Origin of the sequence: Aureimonas glaciei, from assembly GCF_014643375.1 — a bacterium.
In the GTDB taxonomy this organism is placed as follows: domain Bacteria; phylum Pseudomonadota; class Alphaproteobacteria; order Rhizobiales; family Rhizobiaceae; genus Plantimonas; species Plantimonas glaciei.
The window spans coordinates 121,901-141,053 of sequence record NZ_BMJJ01000004.1 but is presented as its reverse complement, the minus strand read 5'-3'; the positions used below and the strand labels follow the sequence as shown (position 1 = coordinate 141,053).

At 69.0% G+C, this 19,153-nt stretch carries 15 protein-coding genes; 6 read left to right on the top strand and 9 right to left on the bottom strand.

Annotated elements, in window-relative coordinates; genetic code table 11:
- Positions 1-79: 79 nt before the first annotated feature.
- Genes bchO through bchI form a run of 3 tightly spaced genes read right to left on the bottom strand, consistent with a single transcriptional unit; the run spans position 80 to position 3,979 of the window.
- A complete protein-coding gene (gene bchO, locus IEX88_RS09960; protein ID WP_188850460.1) occupies positions 80-1,054 on the bottom strand; it encodes an alpha/beta fold hydrolase BchO in 975 nt (324 codons plus the stop codon).
- Positions 1,055-1,058: 4 nt separating this feature from the next.
- Positions 1,059-2,945 (bottom strand): magnesium chelatase subunit D, encoded by a 1,887-nt coding sequence (locus tag IEX88_RS09955; RefSeq protein ID WP_188850459.1) that lies wholly within the window; start codon positions 2,943-2,945, stop codon positions 1,059-1,061.
- Positions 2,946-2,953: 8 nt separating this feature from the next.
- On the bottom strand, positions 2,954-3,979 hold the full coding sequence (gene bchI / locus IEX88_RS09950; RefSeq protein WP_188850458.1) for a magnesium chelatase ATPase subunit I: 1,026 nt from the start codon (positions 3,977-3,979) through the stop codon (positions 2,954-2,956).
- A gap of 195 nt (positions 3,980-4,174) precedes the next feature.
- Between bchI and IEX88_RS09945 the strand changes: the two genes are divergently transcribed.
- The gene (locus IEX88_RS09945; protein ID WP_188850457.1) at positions 4,175-4,570 is read left to right on the top strand and encodes a c-type cytochrome; all 396 of its coding nucleotides are present in this window, start codon (positions 4,175-4,177) and stop codon (positions 4,568-4,570) included.
- Between the two features lie 153 nt (positions 4,571-4,723).
- A complete protein-coding gene (gene dxs / locus IEX88_RS09940) occupies positions 4,724-6,658 on the top strand; it encodes a 1-deoxy-D-xylulose-5-phosphate synthase (protein WP_188850456.1) in 1,935 nt (644 codons plus the stop codon).
- Positions 6,659-6,993: 335 nt separating this feature from the next.
- On the opposite strand, the gene IEX88_RS09935 is transcribed toward dxs, so the two are convergent.
- The 3 genes from IEX88_RS09935 to IEX88_RS09925 all read right to left on the bottom strand — a co-directional run bounded on the left by IEX88_RS09935 (position 6,994) and on the right by IEX88_RS09925 (position 10,351).
- Positions 6,994-7,215, bottom strand: coding sequence for a hypothetical protein (locus tag IEX88_RS09935; RefSeq protein WP_188850455.1), 222 nt, complete (start codon positions 7,213-7,215; stop codon positions 6,994-6,996).
- A 258-nt stretch (positions 7,216-7,473) separates the two neighbouring features.
- Complete coding sequence (locus IEX88_RS09930; RefSeq protein ID WP_188850454.1) at positions 7,474-8,076, bottom strand: response regulator transcription factor; 603 nt, start codon at positions 8,074-8,076, stop codon at positions 7,474-7,476.
- Complete coding sequence (locus IEX88_RS09925) at positions 8,069-10,351, bottom strand: ATP-binding protein (RefSeq protein WP_188850453.1); 2,283 nt, start codon at positions 10,349-10,351, stop codon at positions 8,069-8,071. Before IEX88_RS09925 ends, IEX88_RS09930 begins: the two co-directional genes overlap by 8 nt.
- Positions 10,352-10,639: 288 nt before the next feature.
- Between IEX88_RS09925 and ppsR the strand changes: the two genes are divergently transcribed.
- Positions 10,640-12,037 carry a transcriptional regulator PpsR gene (ppsR, locus tag IEX88_RS09920; protein WP_188850452.1) on the top strand — a complete coding sequence of 466 codons (1,398 nt, stop codon included), beginning with the start codon at positions 10,640-10,642 and terminating at the stop codon, positions 12,035-12,037.
- Positions 12,038-12,412: 375 nt separating this feature from the next.
- A complete protein-coding gene (locus IEX88_RS09915) occupies positions 12,413-12,907 on the top strand; it encodes a MarR family winged helix-turn-helix transcriptional regulator (RefSeq protein ID WP_188850451.1) in 495 nt (164 codons plus the stop codon).
- 209 nt (positions 12,908-13,116) lie between these two features.
- Here the strand turns inward: IEX88_RS09915 and IEX88_RS09910 are convergent, their stop codons facing one another.
- Together IEX88_RS09910 and IEX88_RS09905 are read right to left on the bottom strand one after the other, a co-directional pair.
- A complete protein-coding gene (locus IEX88_RS09910; protein ID WP_188850450.1) occupies positions 13,117-13,365 on the bottom strand; it encodes a DUF6894 family protein in 249 nt (82 codons plus the stop codon).
- Between the two features lie 172 nt (positions 13,366-13,537).
- Positions 13,538-16,126: a response regulator gene (locus tag IEX88_RS09905; RefSeq protein WP_244640021.1), complete on the bottom strand. Its 2,589-nt coding sequence runs from the start codon at positions 16,124-16,126 to the stop codon at positions 13,538-13,540.
- 458 nt (positions 16,127-16,584) lie between these two features.
- Between IEX88_RS09905 and IEX88_RS09900 the strand changes: the two genes are divergently transcribed.
- Both IEX88_RS09900 and IEX88_RS09895 read left to right on the top strand, forming a co-directional pair.
- Positions 16,585-17,844: an FAD-dependent oxidoreductase gene (locus tag IEX88_RS09900; protein WP_244640019.1), complete on the top strand. Its 1,260-nt coding sequence runs from the start codon at positions 16,585-16,587 to the stop codon at positions 17,842-17,844.
- Positions 17,845-17,864: 20 nt separating this feature from the next.
- Positions 17,865-18,866: a 4-hydroxyproline epimerase gene (locus tag IEX88_RS09895; protein ID WP_188850449.1), complete on the top strand. Its 1,002-nt coding sequence runs from the start codon at positions 17,865-17,867 to the stop codon at positions 18,864-18,866.
- Here the strand turns inward: IEX88_RS09895 and IEX88_RS09890 are convergent.
- Complete coding sequence (locus IEX88_RS09890) at positions 18,863-19,105, bottom strand: hypothetical protein (RefSeq protein ID WP_188850448.1); 243 nt, start codon at positions 19,103-19,105, stop codon at positions 18,863-18,865. The genes IEX88_RS09895 and IEX88_RS09890 overlap by 4 nt on opposite strands.
- Between the last annotated feature and the right edge of the window lie 48 nt (positions 19,106-19,153).

The window sequence follows — 19,153 nt, the reverse complement described above, 5'->3', positions numbered from 1 at the left end:
TCCGGCTTTCCGGCTTTCGGGACGATCACGCGACATTCCGAGCAAAGGCGGACCGCGTGTTGGGAAAAGCCGCCCCGCCTCAGGCGGACGCGGCGTTGGCGGCCGCCCGCTTGCCGGCCGGCAGGGCGTCCCCGGCGTCGCCTTGCGGGGTGCTGGCGGGTTCGTTTCCCGCCAGGATTCCGAACTCGCCGGCCAGCTGCAGCAGAAGCGTCGCCATGCCTGCCGGGTCCTCCTCATGCGCGAGATGGCCCCCTTGGGCGAGCGCGATGGCACGGACCATCGGCCCCTGCTGAGCGAGGATCTCGGCATCCGCCGGCGGAACCGCGCGGTCGCCGGCGGCGGTGATCAGGACGAGCGGCAGGCTGAGGCGGGCGAGCCGCCGTTCGAGCCCCGAGAGGTCCCATTGCGCCATCATGCCGAGCGTTCCCGCCACATGCCCGGGACGCCGGAACAGGCGGGCATAGAGGTCGATGCCGCGCGCATCGAGGCGCGACCCGGTATCGGCAAGAAGCTTAGCGGTCGCCGCCCGCGACCGCGCGCGATGAGCGAAGAAGCGCGGCGCCAGCGGATTGAGGAACAGGAGCTTTGCCAGCGGCGAGAACAAAGCGGCGCCGGGAATGGGGCGCAGCGCCCCGTTGATGGCGATCACCGCCGCGGGCTGAATCGTGCCCTGCAGCGCCATGGTCGCCAGGATCGCCGCCCCCGCCGAATGGCCGACGACGAGTTTGGGCTCGCAGTCGATCCGGGCGAGCACGCCGGCGACCAGCCGCGCCATGCCGTCGAGCGAGAGGCCCGCGCGCGCGGGCCGTCCGGTGAAGCCATGGCCCGGCAGGTCGAGCATCAGAACGCGAAAATGCCTGGCGAGCATCGGGGCGAGATCGCGGAAGGAATGCGTCGCGGCGCCGGTGCCGTGCAGGAGCAGCAGCGCCGGCCCTTGCCCCATCTCCTGCACATGCCAGGTCAGTCCGCCCGAGGTCAGGAAGCGGCTGTGTTCCCGGTTCGGCCAGTCGCGGCCGTCGATCGACCAGAGGGGCGCCTGCGGCTCGCCGAGCATGCCGCTAGCCCTCCATCCGGGCGCCGACGGCCCGCGCCACGGCGTCGGACCCGGCGCGCGGCAATGGCAGATATTCGGCGCCGAGCGCACGGGCGAGTTCTGCTGCCCGCGGCTGCGGCCGCTGCGCGGTGTCGATGAGCAGCGCGCGCAGGCCGGCCCCCCGGAACTGCCGCGCGGCCCGGCCGGTATCCTCCTCGACCCGCGCCCGGAGCGTGCTGCCGTCGAGGGCGACATTGCCGCGACCGTCGGTGAGGAAGACGGAGATGACGCTCTGTCCCCGGCGGGTCGCGGCGAGAGCGAGGCGCAGCGACAGGACGATGCCGCCCGGCAGGGGCGTGCCGCCGCCGCCGGGCAGCGCCGAGAGGCTGCGCTTGGCGCGCACCAGCGAGCGCGTCGGCTCGAGCAGCGTCTCCGCCTGCCGGCCCCGGAAGGCGACGAGCGCGACGCTGTCGCGCCGGATATAGCACTGCCCGAGCAAGAGCTCGATCGCCCCCTTCGTCTCCGCCAGCCGTTCGAGCGCCGTCGAGCCAGAGGCATCGACGGCGAAGATCGCGGTGGTGCCGGTCCGCTCGCGCCGGCGCAGATAGCGGAAGTCGCGCGCACGCACCTGCAGCCGGCCTGCCTCGGCCCCCTCGCCTTCCTTACCAGCCTTGCTGTTCTCGCCGCCGCGCAGCCGCTGCCAGGGCGCGGCCTCGCGCAGCGTCGCCAGCACGTCGATGCGGGCACGGCTCTGCGGCGGCCGGTCGGCGATGCCAAAAACCCGGCCGCGCGCCGCGCCGCCGCGCTCGGCGCCGGCCTTGCCGGCATCGCCCTGCCCCCGCATCCGGGCCGGCGGCCCCAGACCGGCGAGAAGCCAGCCCGGCACCGATGCCGACACGGCGGCGATCACCATCTCCTGAAGCGATTGGCTGGTCGGCAAGTCCGGCGCCTCCGGCTCGCCCTCGCCCTGATCGTCATCGCGTCCTTCGGCAGCACCCGAGATTTCCGGGGCCGCCTCCGCGGGCGGATCGGCCGGCGACGGCGCGTCCTCGGCGGGGGCTTCGGCTGGCCGCTCCTGGGGGGCTTCAGCATGGGAAGGTGCCGCCTGCAGACCCAGCACCAGGCGCGCGGCGAGCGCGGCATCATCGACCGAGACCGCCGTGCGGCCGCCGAGCGCCGCCGCGGCGCGCGCGGCGCGCAGGAGATGCAGGCTGGCGCGCAGCGAGGCATGGCCTGAAGCCGCGGCCAGGGCGCACAGCGCCTCGACCATCGCATCCGCGACCGTCACCGAGGGCAGAAGCGCGCGGGCCTCGTCGAGCGCCATGTCCGGTCCGGCGGGTTCGCAATCGCGGCAGCCGACGGCGCCGAGATCGACACGCAGGCCGAGCCTGTCGGCGAGCAGCGGCGTCAGCCTTTCGTCCGCCTCGACGCCCTCGTCGAGGGCGATCAGCGCGAAGGCCGCCGGCTGGCAGACGGAAAGGCCGTCGCGCTCGATCCGCACCTGGCCCTCGTCCAGCGCCGCCGCGATCACCGCAGCGGTCGGCACCGGCAGCCGCTCCGCCATGGCGAGCACCACGAGACCGCCGTCGGCCGCGGCCAGCACGCCCGTCTCCACCACCTTGCGGCCGACGGCCAGCGTCGCGCCGATGTCGAGCCCGCCCGTCAGGCGCGCCTCGGCAATGCCGGCACCGATGCGGCGCGTCGGCAGGTCCGGTCCGAAAGGGGCGGCGAGCAGGCGCAGAAAGCGGTCGCGCACCGGTCCCGCCCGGGCCCGGACCTGGATCCCGCCGAACCCCTTGGGATCGATCGCCAGCATCGCCGCGGCAAGGCAGGCGTCCTTCCAGGCAGGAGGAGGCTCGCGCGGCGAGCCCGGCCGGGCCCGGTCGAAGCGGGTGGCATCGTGGACGGACATGGGCTCTCTCACGCCGCCTGCAGCGCACCGAGGGCGCGCTCGATCCGGGCGCCGCTGCCGGTCTCGTCCAGCGGATCGCGGCGCAGCCGGTGGCGCAGCGCCGAGACCGCCACGGCGTCGATCGCCTCGATCGTCACCGTGGTGCCGGCCGCCAGCGCGGTTTCGGCGCGCGCCGCGCGCATGAGGGTGAGTTCTCCGCGCAGGCCGTCGACGCCGAGCGACAGGCAAAGGCTGGCCGCGTGCTCCAGCACCGCGTCGGGAACGCGGATCTCGCCCAGACGCTGGCGCGCCGCGCCGATCTGCCGACGCATCGCCGCATCGTGCCGCTTCCAGGCCTGAGCAAAGCCCTTGGGGTCGCGGTCGAAGGCATCGCGGCGCTTGACCACCTCGACCCTCGACGCGACGTCGCGTGGCGAAGCCACCTCGACGGAAAGACCGAAACGGTCGAGCAGCTGCGGACGAAGGTCCCCCTCCTCCGGATTGCCGCTGCCGACGAGCACGAAGCGCGCGGGATGGCGGATGCTCAGCCCCTCGCGCTCGACGACGTTGATGCCGGAGGCGGCGACGTCGAGCAGAAGATCGACGAGGTGGTCCTCGAGGAGATTGACCTCGTCGATATAGAGAAAGCCGCGATGCGCGCTGGCCAAGAGCCCCGGCTCGAAAGCCTTTTCGCCCGAGACCAGGGCCTTTTCCAAATCCAGCGCCCCCGCGACGCGGTCCTCGCTCGCTCCGAGCGGCAGGTCGATCACCGGCACCGGCGCCGCCTTGCCGCGGAGCCTTCCGACGGCGATTTCGGCGCGGCAGCGGGTGCAGGGCTCGGCCGGCTCGCCCGGCGCGCAGTTGAAGCGGCAGTCGCTCGCCACGCGCATCGGCGGCAGCAGGCCGGCAAGGCCGCGGACGGCCGTCGTCTTGCCCGTGCCGCGATCGCCGAAGACCAGAATGCCGCCGATCCTCGGATCGATGGCAGCCAGGATCAGAGCGCGCTTCATTTCCGCCTGGCCGACAATGGCCGAAAATGGATAGGTCTGCCCCATGCCCAACCCTTCCGTTCCGTCCTCCGCGCGAGCCTGAATGGGCTCGGCGCAAAGACGATCCGCCATCGTCCCGCGGCATCATTGGTGCGCGCAATGCCAGCAAAGTGTCAAATAGATTTTACGTTTTTCATGTTGACACTTCGAGCCATCGTCGTAGCTTCGACCGGCAATCGACAAAGTCCTGAGGAGACCCGCATGAGATTTCTGACCGGAGCCACCGTCCTGGGAGCATTGGCCCTTTTGGCCGCAGGCAGCGCCAGCGGCGCCGAGGGCAATGCCGAGGCGGGCAAGAAGGTCTTCAACAAATGCGCCACCTGCCACGGCATCGGCGACAAGAAGGGAGCGGTCGGGCCGAGCCTCAACGGCGTCGTCGGCCGCACGGCGGGGACGCTGGAGGACTACAAGTCGAAATATTCCAAGCCGATGGTCGCTGCCGGCGCCGCCGGACTCGTCTGGAGCGAGGCCGAGCTCGCGGCCTGGGTGGCCGACCCGAAGAAGAAGGTTCCGGGCACGAAGATGGTGTTTCCCGGCCTCAAGAAGGAGCAGGAGATCGCCGACGTCGTCGCCTACGTGAAGAGCTTTTCGCCGTAACGAACGCAGGGAGGCGCCAGGGCAAGGGCGCCGGTCCGGGTGAGACAAAGGCGACGATCGCGGCCAGCGGGGCGTCGGGAAAAGGCGGGGCATCAGAAAGCGGGCGTTCGGCGCGGAAAGCGAGTGCACGCCGATTTGGCTGGGAGAGGGACGATGAAACGCACGGGCAGCATCCTCGACACGATCGCCTCTCCCGCCGACTTGAAGCGCCTGACGGTGCGCGAACTCGTCCGCCTCGGCGACGAACTGCGCCGGGAGACGGTGTCAGCGGTCTCGGTCACCGGCGGGCATCTGGGCGCGAGCCTCGGCGTCGTCGAGCTGACGGTGGCGCTGCACGCGGTCTTCGACACGCCGCGCGACACGCTGATCTTCGACGTCGGTCACCAGTGCTATCCGCACAAGATCCTCACCGGACGGCGCGACCGAATGCGCACCTTGCGCCAGGGCGGCGGGCTGTCCGGCTTCACCAAGCGCTCGGAAAGCGAATACGATCCTTTCGGCGCCGCGCATGCCTCGACTTCGATCTCGGCCGGCCTGGGCTTCGCCGTGGCGCGCGATCTCCTCGGCGACGGCGGCGACGTCGTCTGCGTGATCGGCGACGGCGCGCTCTCGGCGGGCATGGCCTACGAGGCCATGAACAATGCCGGTCATCTCGGCAAGCGGCTGATCGTCATCCTCAACGACAACGAAATGTCGATCTCGCCGCCGGTCGGCGCCCTGTCGAAGCATCTGATGCAGCTCTACACCGAACGAAAGTTCCAGGATTTCAGGGCCCTCGCCCGCGGCGCAGTGGCGCTCCTGCCGCCGCCGCTGCAGAAGGGCGCGGCGCGCGCCCGCGGCCTCGTGAAGGACCTCGTCATCGGCGGCTCGCTGTTCGAGGATCTCGGCTTTTCCTATGTCGGCCCGGTCGACGGCCACGACACGCGGCAGCTGCTCGCGGTGCTGCGCACGGTGAAGGACCGGGCCGACGGCCCAGTGCTGATCCACGTCCTGACGGAGAAGGGCAAGGGCTATGGCCCGGCCGAGAAGGCCGCCGACAAGTATCACGGCGTCTCGCGCTTCGACATCGTCTCCGGCCGCCAGCACAAGGCGGCGCCGCAGGCCCCGAGCTACACGGCGGTGTTCGCCGACGGCCTGATGCGCGAGGCCGAGCGTGATCCGCGCATCGTCGCCGTGACGGCGGCAATGGCCTCGGGCACCGGACTCGACAAGTTCCAGCAGCGCTTCCCCGATCGCTGCTTCGACGTCGGCATCGCCGAGCAGCACGCCGTCACCTTTTGCGCCGGCCTGGCCGCGGCCGGCATGCGGCCCTTCTGCGCGATCTATTCCACCTTCCTGCAGCGCGGCTACGACCAGATCGTCCACGACGTCGCCCTGCAAAAGCTGCCGGTGCGCTTCGCCATCGACCGGGCCGGCCTCGTCGGCGAGGACGGCGCCACCCATGCCGGCGCCTTCGACATCGGCTTTCTCACCAATCTGCCGGGCTTCGTGGTCATGGCGGCGGCCGACGAGGCGGAGCTCGTCCACATGATCGCGACCGCCGCCGCCCTCGACGACACTCCTTCCGCCTTCCGCTATCCGCGTGGCGAGGGGACGGGCGCCCTGCTGCCGCAGCGCGGCGTTCCTCTCGAGCCCGGCCGCGGCCGCGTGGTGCGGCAGGGCGGCAAGATCGCGCTGCTGTCCCTCGGCGGCCGGCTGACGGAGTGTCTGAAGGCGGCCGACGAGCTCGATGCCCGCGGCCTTCCCACCACCGTCGCCGACGCCCGCTTCGCCAAGCCGCTCGACCGGTATCTGATCCTGCAGCTCGCCCGCCACCACGAGGTGGTCGTCACGATCGAGGAAGGCGCCGCCGGCGGCTTCGGCGCGCATGTGCTGCATCTCCTGTCGGCTGAAGGCGTCCTCGACCGCGGCCTGACGATCCGCACGCTCTGCCTGCCCGACCGCTTCATCGACCACGATACGCCAGCGGCGATGTATGCCGAGGCGGGTCTCGATGCCGCCGCCATCGTCTCGGCGGTGCACGCCGCGCTGGGCATGCACCGCCGCCGCGAAATCCTGCCGCTCGGGCTCGCTTCCGCGATCGCCTGAAGCAGAGTGCCGAAAGCCGGCCTTCCGGCCTTCGGCAGAGATCAGGCGACAACGGGAGGTCGAAGAGGGCAGGCCTGCCGGCAAGGCCGCAGCGCACCCAGCGTTTCGCCTGGGCCGGATCGCCTGTACGGCTCTTGGGCACGATCAACATTCTTTCCCGCTTCGACGGGTGCCAGATCGAGCGCCGATGTCCAGTTCCGTCGCGCGGAGGCGCTCGAGGCAAATGCCCNGCCCTGCCTGGGGGGGGGGGGGGGGGCAGGCAGGCCAGGCATCTGGATCGGGGCTCAGGCTGGCGCAGGCCCTTGCCGGCGCCTGGTGCTCTGCCGCAGCCGGGTCTAGAGCCGAGGCTGGAGCGGGCCGAAACGCGATGCCGCTTCCGCATCGTCGGCGTCACCGGGCGATGCAAAAAGTCCCGACAGGGCCGCGTCGCGCGCGCTCGTGGCCATGCGATAGATGCGGCCGATCTCGCTCATCAGGCCGAGCCGGACGAGCTCGCCCAGCGCCTCCGATTGATTGGAAAGCCCGTGCGCCTGCCGCCAGCCTTCGACGGCCGCCATCACCTCGTCGTTGAGCGTGACTTCGATCGGGCGGCGTGCGGCAAAGCTGATGCCGGCGCCTCCCCGGTCGGTGGATGAGTGGCCAATGGGCAAGGCACACCACCTCTGTTTCTGCGCCGGGCGTTCTTTGGCGCCCTGTCCGCATCTGTTTCCTCTGCGTCAGCTTACAAAAACATTGTCGCTGCTTTCTATCTCGGAAATACCGCTACGTAGAAACTACCTATGGCTGCGGCGGACGCCCCGCGCCCGCGACAATGCCTAGCGCATCATCTTGATGAGATCGGCTAGGCCGCGGGCCTCCATCTTTTCGCGGATCCGCGCCCGGTGGATCTCGACCGTGCGCTGGCTGATGCCGAGTCGATCAGCGATGTGCTTGCTCGTCATGCCGAGAACGAGGTGATCGAGCACCTCCTTTTCGCGGCCGGTGAGGCGCGCCAGCCTTTCGGAGACGACGCGATCGGGCACCGCCGTCGGCGGGCGTTGCGACGCCCGGGCGCCAGCGGCATCGATCGCGGCGAGGATCTGCGCCTGACTGCCCGGCTTTTCGATGAAGTCCACGGCGCCGCGTTTGACCGCCTCGACCGCCTGGGGAATGTCGCCATAGGCGGTGAGGATGATCACCGGCAGCGTCCGCCCGCTGTCGATCATCAGCCTTTGCAGCTCGATCCCGCCCAGACCGGGCATGCGCAGATCGACGAAGGCACAGAGGCCGGCCTCGGAGCCGAGATCGGTCAGAAACGCCTCGGCGCTGGCATGGGCGATGGCCTGGAAACCGTGCGCGGTGAGGAAGGCACACAGCGAGTGGCGGGCCGAGGGATCGTCGTCGACCACATGGATGCGGGAGCGGGCGGGATCATCCATCGGTCTCACCATCGGCGATCTTGAGGGTGAAGCTGACCTCGGCGCCATCGGTGACCGGCCGGACACGGATGCGGCCGCCATGCGCTTCGACGATCGAGCGGCAGAGCGACAGCCCGATGCCCATGCCGCTGGTGGTCGACGGATGGAAGGGCTCGAACAGGCGGTCCTGCAGCGCGGCATCGATCCCGGCGCCGGTATCGCGCACCGCCACCTCGACGAACCGTCCGAAACGCCGGGTCGACAGGGTGAGGACGGGGTCGGCCCGATCCTCCATGGCCGCCAGGCTGTTGCGCACGAGGTTGAGGACGACCTGCGCCACCTGCACCGGATCGACGCTGAGCAGCGGCAGATCCGGCAGGAGCTGGTAGACGACGGTCGGCGGATCGCGGCGCGATGCCGCCAGCGCCAGATCGGTGCCGCGCCGGATGACGGCATTGAGATCGGACGGCTCGACCGAAATCTCGCCCTGGCCGATCAGGTTGCGCAGGCGGCGCACCAGGTCGGCGGCGCGGGAGGATTCGGCCACCGCCCCGTCCATCAGCGCATGAACGTCCCCGGGGACGGCGACGCCGTGGTTCTTCAGCTCCTGGCGGCAGGCGTTGACATAGTTGGTGACGGCAAAGAGCGGCTGGTTCAGCTCGTGCGCCAGGGCGGAGGCGAGCTCGCCCATCGATCGCGACCGCACGGCATCCATCAGCGCCAGCCGCAGCCGCGCCTCCTCGGCCTCCGCCGCCGAGCGGGCCGCCACCGCGGCCCGCTCGCGGTCGAGGCTGTTCATGGCGAATAGGGCTCGGCGCACGATGCGCAGGAACTCCGCGTCGATGGCCGTGAATGGCTGGCTGCGCCCGCGCCGCTCCTCGCGCCACAGGGCAAAGGAGCCGCGGGGCGACAGCCGCAGCGTGCCGTCGCTTCCCACCGTCTCGCGCTTGCCCGGCTTCCCGGCCCAGGTGATCGTGTGCTCGAACTCCTGGCGAAACAGGATCAGCCAGTCCTCGCCGTCGTCCGACAGTTCCATCATCGCGGCGCCGGCAATGCCGTTGCTGCCGGAAGCATCGTGCGGCGACAGGCCGGCCAGATGGTTCGAGGTGGCGATGCCGTCGAAGAGGGCCGCGCTGAGGGAGGCGGGGACGACCTGCCTTTCCGGCACGCGGCCGCGCGCGACGACCTGCCCGCCGAGCCGGAGCATCATCCCCTCGGCGGCGCCCTGTTCCATCAGGGCGTCGGCCTCATCGGTGACGACGGCCCGCAGGGGCCTGCCCTGCCGGGCCTGGCGTTCGATCGCGAAGGCGGTCTTCTCCGCCCGGATGCCGTGGGCGAGCTGGATGCGGTTTTCCAGGCTCTGCAGCAGCGCCGACATGGTGCCGCCGAGGAGCTCGCAGAACCGCAGCCGGCTCCAGGAAAGATGCAGCGGCCCGTAGTGATGGCAGGCGACGAGCCCCCAGAGCTGGCCGTTGGCGATCAGCGAGATCGAGCAGCTGGCCCCGACGCCCATATTGCCGAGATATTCGATATGGACCGGCGCCACGGCCCGCAGCTTGGAGAAGGTGAGATCGAGCGGCCGCCCCTGCCCCGCCCCGGTGGCAAGCGCCCTGATCGGCACGGGCGGCGCGGTGATGTCGGGAATGCTGCGGATGACGTTGAGGACGAAATGACGGCGGGCCGGCTCCGGAATGTCGGAGGCGGGATAGTGCAGGCCGAGGAAGGTGTCGGCGCGCACGGTGCTCTCGGCGATCACCTCGCCGTGCCGGTCGGGCGCGAAGCGGTAGATCATCACGCGGTCGAAGCCGGTGACGTCGCGGATGATCTCGGCGCCGATCCGGGCGAGGCCGGTCAGCGTGTCCGGCTGGATCAGGTCCGAAATGATGCGCTGCCGCACCAGATCCTCTTCCCAGACCGCGGCCGGCCCTTCCTGCCGGTGGACGAATTCGAGGATCAGGCGGCCGTCATGCACATGGCAGAAACATTCGAGCGCCGCCTCGCGGCCGTCGGGCCAGGCAAGGCTCAGGAAATGCGGGCGGAGAAGGTCGGGCTGGGTCGGTTCGAGCGAGCGGGCGAAGAGACCGGCGCACTGGCTCTCGCCGAGGAGCGCGACCAGGGGCAGGCCGAGCAGCTGGTCGGCGGAGCGACCGAGATAGGCGTCGACATTCTCGCTGGCAAATTCGATCCGGGCCCGCGCCACGTCGGCGGCGATGAGGGCGCCGTTCGGCTGGATGGCGCCGATGATGTGGATCGGCTCGCGGTCGCAGGCGTCGAGATCGACCGCGCTCGTCAGCATGGCGCCAGGCATCCCGGTGTGCATCTGGCCCGCCGCATCGGGCTCCCTGCTGCGGCAAATTTTGCGCGCAGCCTTGGCAGCCTCATTCCACGTCCCACTTCAAGGGTGTTCGGATCGAACGACACGATACAGTGTAACGCCACCATGACAGATCGCGCAATGTGCCGCTGGACAAAAGCGGACGGACAAGAGACAAGCGCCCCGACCGGCATTCGCTTCATTCCAGCCCGCACGGCATCGCTTCCGCGTCGCCTTCCCAGCCCCTTCGAACCGCCAGGCTCCTCCCTCATGGCCTCCAGTCCCCCTCTCCCCGATCTGCAGCTGCCTGCGATCGACGCGCGAACGCTGGCCCATCTGGTCTCGGCCTCCGCCGATCTCGCCCTCGTCGTCGGCAGCGACGACGTCATCGACGATCTGTCGCTGAACATGCGCGATCTGCAGGCCTCCGCCATCGCGGGCTGGCGCGGACAGACGATCGGCGCCGTCGTGCGCCATGACAACCACGCCGCCCTGCAGACAATGCTTGTCTCGGCGCGGGAAGGAAAGCCTGCCCGGCGCTTCGACCTCAATCATCCCCTCGGCAAGGGCCGGGACCTGGCGATGCAGTATTCGGCCATGAAGATCGGCGCCGACGGCCAGGTCGTCATGGTGGGGCGCGACCTCAGGCCCGTCGCGGAGCTGCAGGCCCGGCTCCTGGCGAACCGCCAGTCGCTGGAAGAAAACAGCCAGCGCCAGCGGCAGGCGGAAGCCCACTACCGGCAGTTGTTCGAGACGGCGTCGGAAGCGCTCCTGATCGTGGATGTCGACAAGGGCCGGGTGCGCGAGGCCAATCCCCGCGCCGCCTCACTGCTCGGCCTCGCCTCGCCCGATATCGCCGGCAAGAAGCTCCCGGCGCTGTTCGACAAGTCTCGGCAGGCCGATATCCAGGCGCTGCTGGCGCATGCCCTGGCCTCGGGGACGCCGGTGTCGCTCACGATCGCCTCCCGTCACGGGCTCTTGCTGACGCTGACGGCGCAGCTGTTCCGGGCGGGCGAGCTGAAGCTCGTGCAGTTGAGCCTGGCGACGGCGGAGGAGAGCGGCAGCGCAGCGCCCGATGCCCATCTCGGCGATCTCGTCCGCCACGCGGCCGAGGCGGTGCTGCTGGTGGACGAGGCCGGCAAGGTGGTCTGGGCGAACGAATCCTTCCTGGTGCTGGCGGGCCTGTCCCTGGCGGATCACGCCAGCGGCAGGGGCGTGGAGGACTTCCTCCAATGGAGCGGCATCGAGCAGGACGTTTTGTTTGCGAAGATCCGCCGCAACGGGCGCATCCCCCTGTTTCCTGGACGGGTGAAAGGGGCTCACGGCCAGTCGACGGAAGTCGAACTCTCGGCGGTGTGGCGCGCCGACGGCCCGCAGCCGGGATTCGCCTTCGTCATGCGCACGCGCAGTCCCGAGGAGGGTCGCCTCGGCCGCGGCAACAGCGACCTCACCCGCACGGCGGAAAGCCTGATCGAGATGATCGGCCGCGTGCCGATGAAGGACATGGTGCGCGATACGACCGACGTGATCGAGCGCATGTGCATCGAGGCGGCGCTGAAGCTGACCGGCAACAACCGCGCCTCGGCGGCCCGGGTCCTCGGCCTCAGCCGCCAGGCCCTCTATCTGAAGCTCCATCGCTTCGGCATTGCCGAAGACGAGGAGGCCTGACGCCCCGCCCTCGGCCCCCATTCCGGCCTTAGAGCACCAGTGCGCCGACTGTTCCGCCGTCGCCACGCCCGCCCTGGCGCGCTCGGCGCATCGCCGCAGGCTGGCAATGCCTCGCCAGCCAGGCCGCGGCAGCAACCTCGCCGCTGGCGGAATTGCATGACCCGCCAGGCGTTCGGCTCGCGGGAACAATTCGAGTGTCGACAGGTTACGCCAAGGCCCGCCGGCTCTGCGCCGCGGGCGATAGTGACGACCCACTGAGCTTGACAGTCCGACGTTGTCTCAAGACAAATTTGTACGGTTGCGTACAGCAACCGTTTGCCAGCCAATTGACTATACCGATACCCCAGCAATTGGCGAGCGGTCGAGGATATCCTGATGACTTTGAAATCCCAAAAGATCTCGGCGCTGCCGTCGGAACAGCTGGTCCCGGACGGTTTGGCCAATCCCCTGGTGCCGACTTTGCTGTCGCTTTCGAAGACGACGCGCGCGCTGATGGGCATCCGGCTGACGGAACTGGGCCTGCATCAGGGCCAGGACGAATTGTTGATTGCGCTCGACATGGGCGAACCGCTGTCCGTTTCGGCCCTCTCGGAAAAGCTGTTCGTGCGGCCGTCGACCGTCTCGAAAATGCTCGACCGGCTGTGTGCCAAGGGCCTGGTCGACCGCGTCCCCACCGCACGCGATGCCCGGCTCACGCTGGTGCGGCTGACGGAAAAGGGCAATGAGGCCAAGACGCGGGTCCGGCAGCTCTGGGACATGATCGATGGCGAACTGGCGGGCAAGATGCCCCCGGCCGGCAGGGACTCCGTGATCGGCGCGCTCGGCACGATCGATGGGATCATCGGGTCGAAGCTGATGCGCCTGCGGTAGAGACGCGCGCAACCAGGTGTCTGAGCAGACGACGGGGGAATGCAGCGCAGTCCCAAGTCCCGGAACAGCAGAAACGCGTCATCCAAGCGGCCGCCCAGTCATTCTTCGGCAGACCCAAGAGCACGATCCCGAAGGAGGCCCTCCCTCGGAAGATCGCGCGGCGACAAAAGGCTAAAGCGGGCCGGCTAGTCGAAGAAAGCCATTCCGCTTTAGGACGAGGGTTTGTGCGCCACCAGCTGGTCTCGGAACACCACGGTGGCGACACACGAGCCCGCCTCATTCCAGATCTCGATGACCTGGCCGTCGAGGGCCTCGCCCTGCCTCACCTTTTCCGCCATCATCTGGCGCGCCGACACGACCGCGTCGTCCCTTGCCGCGTCCAGGCTTGAATAATCCTGCCCCTCAAAATCCTCGATGAACCGGTCACCGTCGCGGATATGAAGAAAATAACGCGACATCGCACACTCCCATAGCGTGGCCGATATTACCCGATCCGCGATGCCAGAGGTGAAAGATTTAGGCAGGCGCGAAACTGTGCCGGCCGGATCTTTGCCGGACAGCGTGGCATGGTGCGGCGAGCCTGCCCGCCAGGGGCCGTGAAGAGGGCCGTCACGCAGGACGGCCCCGTCTTCAGGCCGGCGCGCGGCCGAGCGACGCGGCACCGGCTTTGCGCACGGCGGCTTCCAGCGCGTCCATGTCGTAGGGCTTGGGCAGGATCACCGCGTCGCCTGCACCCTCCACGTGCGAATCGCCCGTCGCAAAGACGACGCCGATCCCCGGCCTCAGCCGCCGGGCCTCCTGCGCCAGCTCCGGGCCGGACATGCCGGGCAGGTTGACGTCGGTCAACAGCACGTCGATCGACCCTGTTGGCAAGAGTCCGAGCGCCTGCTCCGCGCTGCCAGCCTCGATGACGACATGGCCGGCATCCCCGAGCATGTCGGCGCAATGCATGCGGATCAGCGCTTCGTCCTCGACAAGCAGCACCGTCAGGGAGTGCGGCGACATGGGGCTGGCCTCTTCGTCTGGCGATGGGGATGCAAGCGTCCCCAGGGGCAAGGATGGGCGGCCCGGCGGTGCGGCGTTCGACAGAACGTCGCGAACCTTGCGGGCCAGCGTTTCTCGGCTGTACGGCTTGGACAGGAGTTCGACCCCCGGATCAAGCCGTCCGCCATGAACGATCGAGTTTTCGGTGTAGCCCGAGGTGAACAGGACCGCAATGTTCGGCAGCCTCGCCCGCGCCTTGCGCGCCAATTCGGGACTTTTCAGGGTACCCGGCATGACCACGTCGGTGAACAGGAGGTCGATCGGCACGCCGCTCTCCACCACCGCTAGGCCCGACTGCGCATCGACGGCCTTGAGCACGCGGTAGCCGAGATCGGCGAGCATTTCGACGACGATGTCGCGCACCCCTTCGTCGTCCTCGACCACCAGGATGGTCTCGCTACCGCCCGCCACCGGCGCGAAGGAGAGCTTGACCTCGGAGTCCTCGGCCTCCGCCGAGCGCGGCAGATAGAGGCGGACCGTCGTGCCGTGGCCCGGTTCCGAATAGATCTTCACATGCCCGCCGGACTGCTTCACGAAGCCGTAGACCATGGACAGGCCGAGCCCTGAGCCCCGGCCCTCGGGCTTGGTCGAAAAGAACGGCTCGAAAACCTTGTCGAGGATTTCCGGCGGGATGCCGGAGCCTGTGTCGCTCACCGCCAGCATGACATACTGGCCTGCGGTGACATCGGGGTGAAGGCGCGCATAGGCGTCGTCGAGACTGACATTGCCGAGTTCGATGGTCAGCCGGCCCTGGCCGCCCATGGCGTCGCGGGCGTTGATGGCGAGGTTGAGAAGCGCGTTCTCGATCTGGGTCGGATCGATGAAGGTGTTCCACAGCCCACCGCCCACGACCGTCTCGATCTCGATCGCCTCGCCGATCGCCCGGCGCAGCATGTCGTCCATCGCGCGGACGAAGCGCGTGACGTTGACGACCTTGGGCTCCAGGGCCTGGCGACGTCCGAAGGAGAGCAGCTGGCTGGCGAGCCTGGCGCCGCGCGAGACGCCGGCCAGAGCGTTCTCGACCCGCTGTTCGGCCCGCGGCTTGCCAGCGACATCCTTGGCGAGCAGCTGCAGATTGCCGGAGACGACCTGCAGCAGATTGTTGAAGTCGTGCGCCACGCCGCCGGTCAGCTTGCCGATGGTCTCGAGCTTCTGCGATTGCGCCAGCGCCCTTTCCGCCTGCTGCCGCTCGGCCAGCACCGTCAGGACACGGTTCTCCAGGCTCTCATTGAGGGCCTTCAGCTGCTCCTCGGCGCGAAGCCGGTGCCGCACCTGCCGTTCCAGTTCGGACGCCTGTCGGCGCAAGGCTTCCTCGCTGCGCTTGCGCTCCTCGACGTCGAAGACGAGGACGTGAAAGCCATCGACCGCCCCTTGCGCGTCCCGCCGCGGAATATAGCGGATCTCGGCCGCCCGCCGGCTGCCGTCCCGATGGGGCATCCAGCCGTCCGAGGCGATGATCTCGCCCGCGAGGGCACGGTCCATCAGCGGCCGGCGCGTCGCATAGGCTTCGGCACCGACCACCTCGCTGGCGTGCCGGCCGATGACCTCACCGAGATCGAGGCCGAACCAGTCCTCGTAGAAGCGGTTGGCGAATCGATAGACGTGATCACGGTCGATGAAGGAGATCAGCACCGGCAGCGCGTCCGTCACCGTCCGCAGCTCTTCGGTCCGGCGCAGGAGTTCGCGCTGCGCTCGCACCTTCTCGGTGTTCTCGATGACGGTGCACAGAACCCCGCCGACGCTGCCGTCGTCCGCATGCATCGGGGTGTAGAAGAGGTCGAAGGTGACTTCCTCGGGCGTGTGGTGGCGATGGAGCACCATCGTCTGGTCGCGAAAAGCGTGGATCTCGCCGCGGAACCCCGCCTCCAGAATGCGCGCGTTCCAGTCCCAGATCTCCGGCCAGATCGCCGGGACTGTAGCGCCGAGCGCCCTGGGATGATTGCCGCCGGCAATCGCGATATAGCCGTCGTTGTAGATCATCACGTGATCTGGGCCCCACATCAGCACCTTGGGCACCGGCGAGTTGACGATCATGTCGACGCTCATGCGCAGGTGCGCCGGCCAGGCCTCGATCGGCCCGAGCGACGTTGTCGACCAGTCGAAGGCCCGGACCAGGACCCCGGTCTCGCCGCCGCCGATCGGCCACTGAGGGTCGGAAGAAGTGGGATGATTCACTGCTCGAATGCCTCGATGGATGGCATCGTGGCACGCCCTGCTGCCCGTTCATGCCGTTCTTCGTCATGGCGGAGGACACGCGTCGCACCGAAATCGCGGTGTGGACCCGGGCCTCCCGTGTCAGACGGATTGATAGCCTGTCGCTGGCCGGCCGGCTCGCCTCATCGTGGTCGCGGCAAAAGACATTGCCGCCGTGCCGAAAGAAGCGCTCGCAACAGCGTCGGCCAGCGCCCGGCTCCGTCGGCTCTTTGTATTTTCAAAAGCGTGGTGTAACCAGCGAAGATGAGCCGACAGACGAACAAAATGTCCCCCGTCTCCCCCGTCGACGAGGGCGCCACACCCTTGCGGATAGGGGCTTGCGCGCAGTCGGTGGAGGCGCGCCTTCGCCTCGACATCGCCGATCCGTCACGGGTGCCGGGAGGCCTGCCCGATGCGCCCTCGCAGGAGGGCGGGCGACGGTGAGCGGCACAAAGGACAACCCCGTCGACGTCGCCGTGATCGGCGCCGGCATCATCGGCATCACCGCCGCCTATTTTCTCCAGGACGAGAAGAAGTCGGTCGTGCTCGTCGACAGGGCCGGGCCGGCGGAGGCGACGAGCGCCGGCAATGCCGGTGCGCTTGCCTTCACCGACGTGCTGCCGCTCGCCTCTCCCGGCATCATGCGCAAGGCGCCCTTCTGGCTGCTCGACCCGCTCGGGCCGCTCTCCATCCCGCCCGCCTATGCGCTGAAGATCGCGCCCTGGCTGAGACGCTTCTGGGAGGCGAGCCGGCCTGCGGCCTACGCGGCGTCGACCCGCGCGCAGGTGGCGCTGATGCGGATCTCGCGCAACGAGATGACGCAGCTGGTCGACAGCGCGGGCCTCGCACACATGGTCCGCTCCGACGGCTGCCTGGAAGTCTACGAGGGGGCGGCGCAATGGCAGGCCTCCCTGCCCGGCTGGCAGGCCCGGCAGCGCGAGGGCATCGTCTTCCGGCATGTCGAGCGCGACGGCATCGACGCGCTGCAGAAGGGACTATCGCCGCGCTTCACGCACGGCACCTTCGTGCCGGAATGGCAGAACGTTAGCGACCCCCGGGATTTCGCCCTCGCGCTCTACGCCCGGGTGGCGGAGCGCGGCGCCACTTTTCAGCGCGGCCTGGTCGAGACCGTCGAGCCGGAAGGCGAGACCGTCGTCGTGCGTTTTGCCGACGGCACGACGCTTCATGCCAAGCAGGCGATCATCGCCGCCGGCGCCTGGTCGAAACCGCTGGCCGAAAAGCTCGGCGACGACGTGCCGCTGGAAACCGAGCGCGGCTACAACACCACTTTGCCGCCCGGCGCCTTCGACCTGAAGCGGCAGATCGTCTTCGGCGGCCACGGCTTCGTCGTTTCGGCGCTGTCCACCGGCATCCGCGTCGGCGGCGCGGTCGAGCTCGGCGGGCTCGACCTGCCGCCGAACTTCAAGCGCTCCAAGGCGATGCTGGACAAGGCCAAGGCCTTCCTGCCCGGCCTCGACACCACGGGCGGCCAGGAATGGATGGGCTTTCGTCCCTCCATGCCGGATTCGCTGCCGGTGATCGGCCGTTCGAAGGTCAGCGCCCGCATCGCCTACGCCTTCGGCCACGGCCATCTCGGCCTGACGCAGTCGGCCGGCACCGGACGCCTCGTCGCCGACCTCCTGGAACGGCGCATGCCCGCCATCCCGCTCGAACCCTTCCGGCCCGGCCGGTTCTCCTGATCATCGCGAAAGGCCAGACCATGGCGCGGCACAGCTTCTTCTGCATCGACGGCCACACCTGCGGCAATCCGGTCCGCCTCGTCTCCGGCGGCGGCCCGAACCTTAACGGCGCCACGATGATCGAGAAGCGGGCGCATTTTCTCGCCGAGTTCGACTGGATCCGCACCGGACTGATGTTCGAGCCGCGCGGCCACGACATGATGTCGGGCTCCATCCTCTACCCGCCGACGCGGCCGGACTGCGACGTCGCCATCCTGTTCATCGAGACCTCCGGCTGCCTGCCGATGTGCGGCCACGGCACCATCGGCACCGTCACCATGGCGCTCGAACACGGGCTGGTGACGCCGAAGGAGCCGGGCGTGCTCCGGCTCGACACGCCGGCCGGCCTCGTGGTGGCGACCTACCGGCAGGAGGGGCAGTTCGTCGAGGAGGTCCGGCTGACCAATGTGCCGGCCTTCCTGCATTCCGAAGCTCTGGAGATCGACTGCCCGGGCCTCGGGTCCCTGACGGTCGACGTCGCCTATGGCGGCAATTTCTACGCCATCGTCGATGCCCAGGACAATTTTCGCGACATGGCGGATTTCTCCGCCGGCCAGCTCGTCCAGCTGTCGGGGCCGCTGCGCCGGGCGCTGAACGAGCGCTACAGCTTCGTTCATCCGGAGAAGCCGGAGATTCAGGGCCTCAGCCATATCCTGTGGACCGGCGCCCCGACCGTCGCGGGCGCCACGGCCCGCAATGCCGTGTTCTACGGCGATAAGGCCATCGACCGCTCGCCCTGCGGCACCGGCACCTCGGCCCGCATCGCGCAATGGGCCGCGAAGGGCAAGCTCGCCGTCGGCGACGACTTCATCCACGAAAGCATCATCGGTTCGCTGTTCAAGGGCCGTGTCGAAGCCGAGGCGATCGTTGGCGGCAGGCCCGCCTTCGTCCCCTCGATCGCCGGCTGGGCTCGCACCACCGGCTACAACACGATCTTCATCGACGACCGCGACCCGTTCGCGCACGGGTTCCAGGTGCTTTAGGACGGCCGATCTTTCGGGGTAACATCTGGAAGATCCGCCCCAGGCATATCCCCGGTATCGGGTTTCGGATCGAGGCAGCGATCGAGCATCTCGGCGGGATCCTCCGGCAGGACCTCGATCTCCTCCGCCTCGCCGTCGGGATCGTCGAGGAGGCCGCCGGGATCTAGCGACAGGTCGCTGTCGCCGATATCGAGTTCCTTGCGCGTCATGCCGTCATTGGGTGGGGGAGTGCGTGACATCTTCTGCATCCCTTGGCTGGGAGGCACCGGGCGCCGCTGCGGTCCCGC

Bases quoted from the DNA above. Each gene is read 5' to 3' on its own strand.
- IEX88_RS09890 (WP_188850448.1), bottom strand. From the start codon at position 19,105: ATGTCACGCACTCCCCCACCCAATGACGGCATGACGCGCAAGGAACTC.
- IEX88_RS09930 (WP_188850454.1), bottom strand. From the start codon at position 8,076: ATGGATGATCCCGCCCGCTCCCGCATCCATGTGGTCGACGACGATCCC.
- IEX88_RS09945 (WP_188850457.1), top strand. From the start codon at position 4,175: ATGAGATTTCTGACCGGAGCCACCGTCCTGGGAGCATTGGCCCTTTTG.
- IEX88_RS09895 (WP_188850449.1), top strand. From the start codon at position 17,865: ATGGCGCGGCACAGCTTCTTCTGCATCGACGGCCACACCTGCGGCAAT.
- bchI (WP_188850458.1), bottom strand. From the start codon at position 3,979: ATGGGGCAGACCTATCCATTTTCGGCCATTGTCGGCCAGGCGGAAATG.
- IEX88_RS09910 (WP_188850450.1), bottom strand. From the start codon at position 13,365: ATGTCGCGTTATTTTCTTCATATCCGCGACGGTGACCGGTTCATCGAG.
- dxs (WP_188850456.1), top strand. From the start codon at position 4,724: ATGAAACGCACGGGCAGCATCCTCGACACGATCGCCTCTCCCGCCGAC.
- bchO (WP_188850460.1), bottom strand. From the start codon at position 1,054: ATGCTCGGCGAGCCGCAGGCGCCCCTCTGGTCGATCGACGGCCGCGAC.
- IEX88_RS09925 (WP_188850453.1), bottom strand. From the start codon at position 10,351: ATGCTGACGAGCGCGGTCGATCTCGACGCCTGCGACCGCGAGCCGATC.
- ppsR (WP_188850452.1), top strand. From the start codon at position 10,640: ATGGCCTCCAGTCCCCCTCTCCCCGATCTGCAGCTGCCTGCGATCGAC.
- IEX88_RS09915 (WP_188850451.1), top strand. From the start codon at position 12,413: ATGACTTTGAAATCCCAAAAGATCTCGGCGCTGCCGTCGGAACAGCTG.
- IEX88_RS09955 (WP_188850459.1), bottom strand. From the start codon at position 2,945: ATGTCCGTCCACGATGCCACCCGCTTCGACCGGGCCCGGCCGGGCTCG.
- IEX88_RS09935 (WP_188850455.1), bottom strand. From the start codon at position 7,215: ATGGCGGCCGTCGAAGGCTGGCGGCAGGCGCACGGGCTTTCCAATCAA.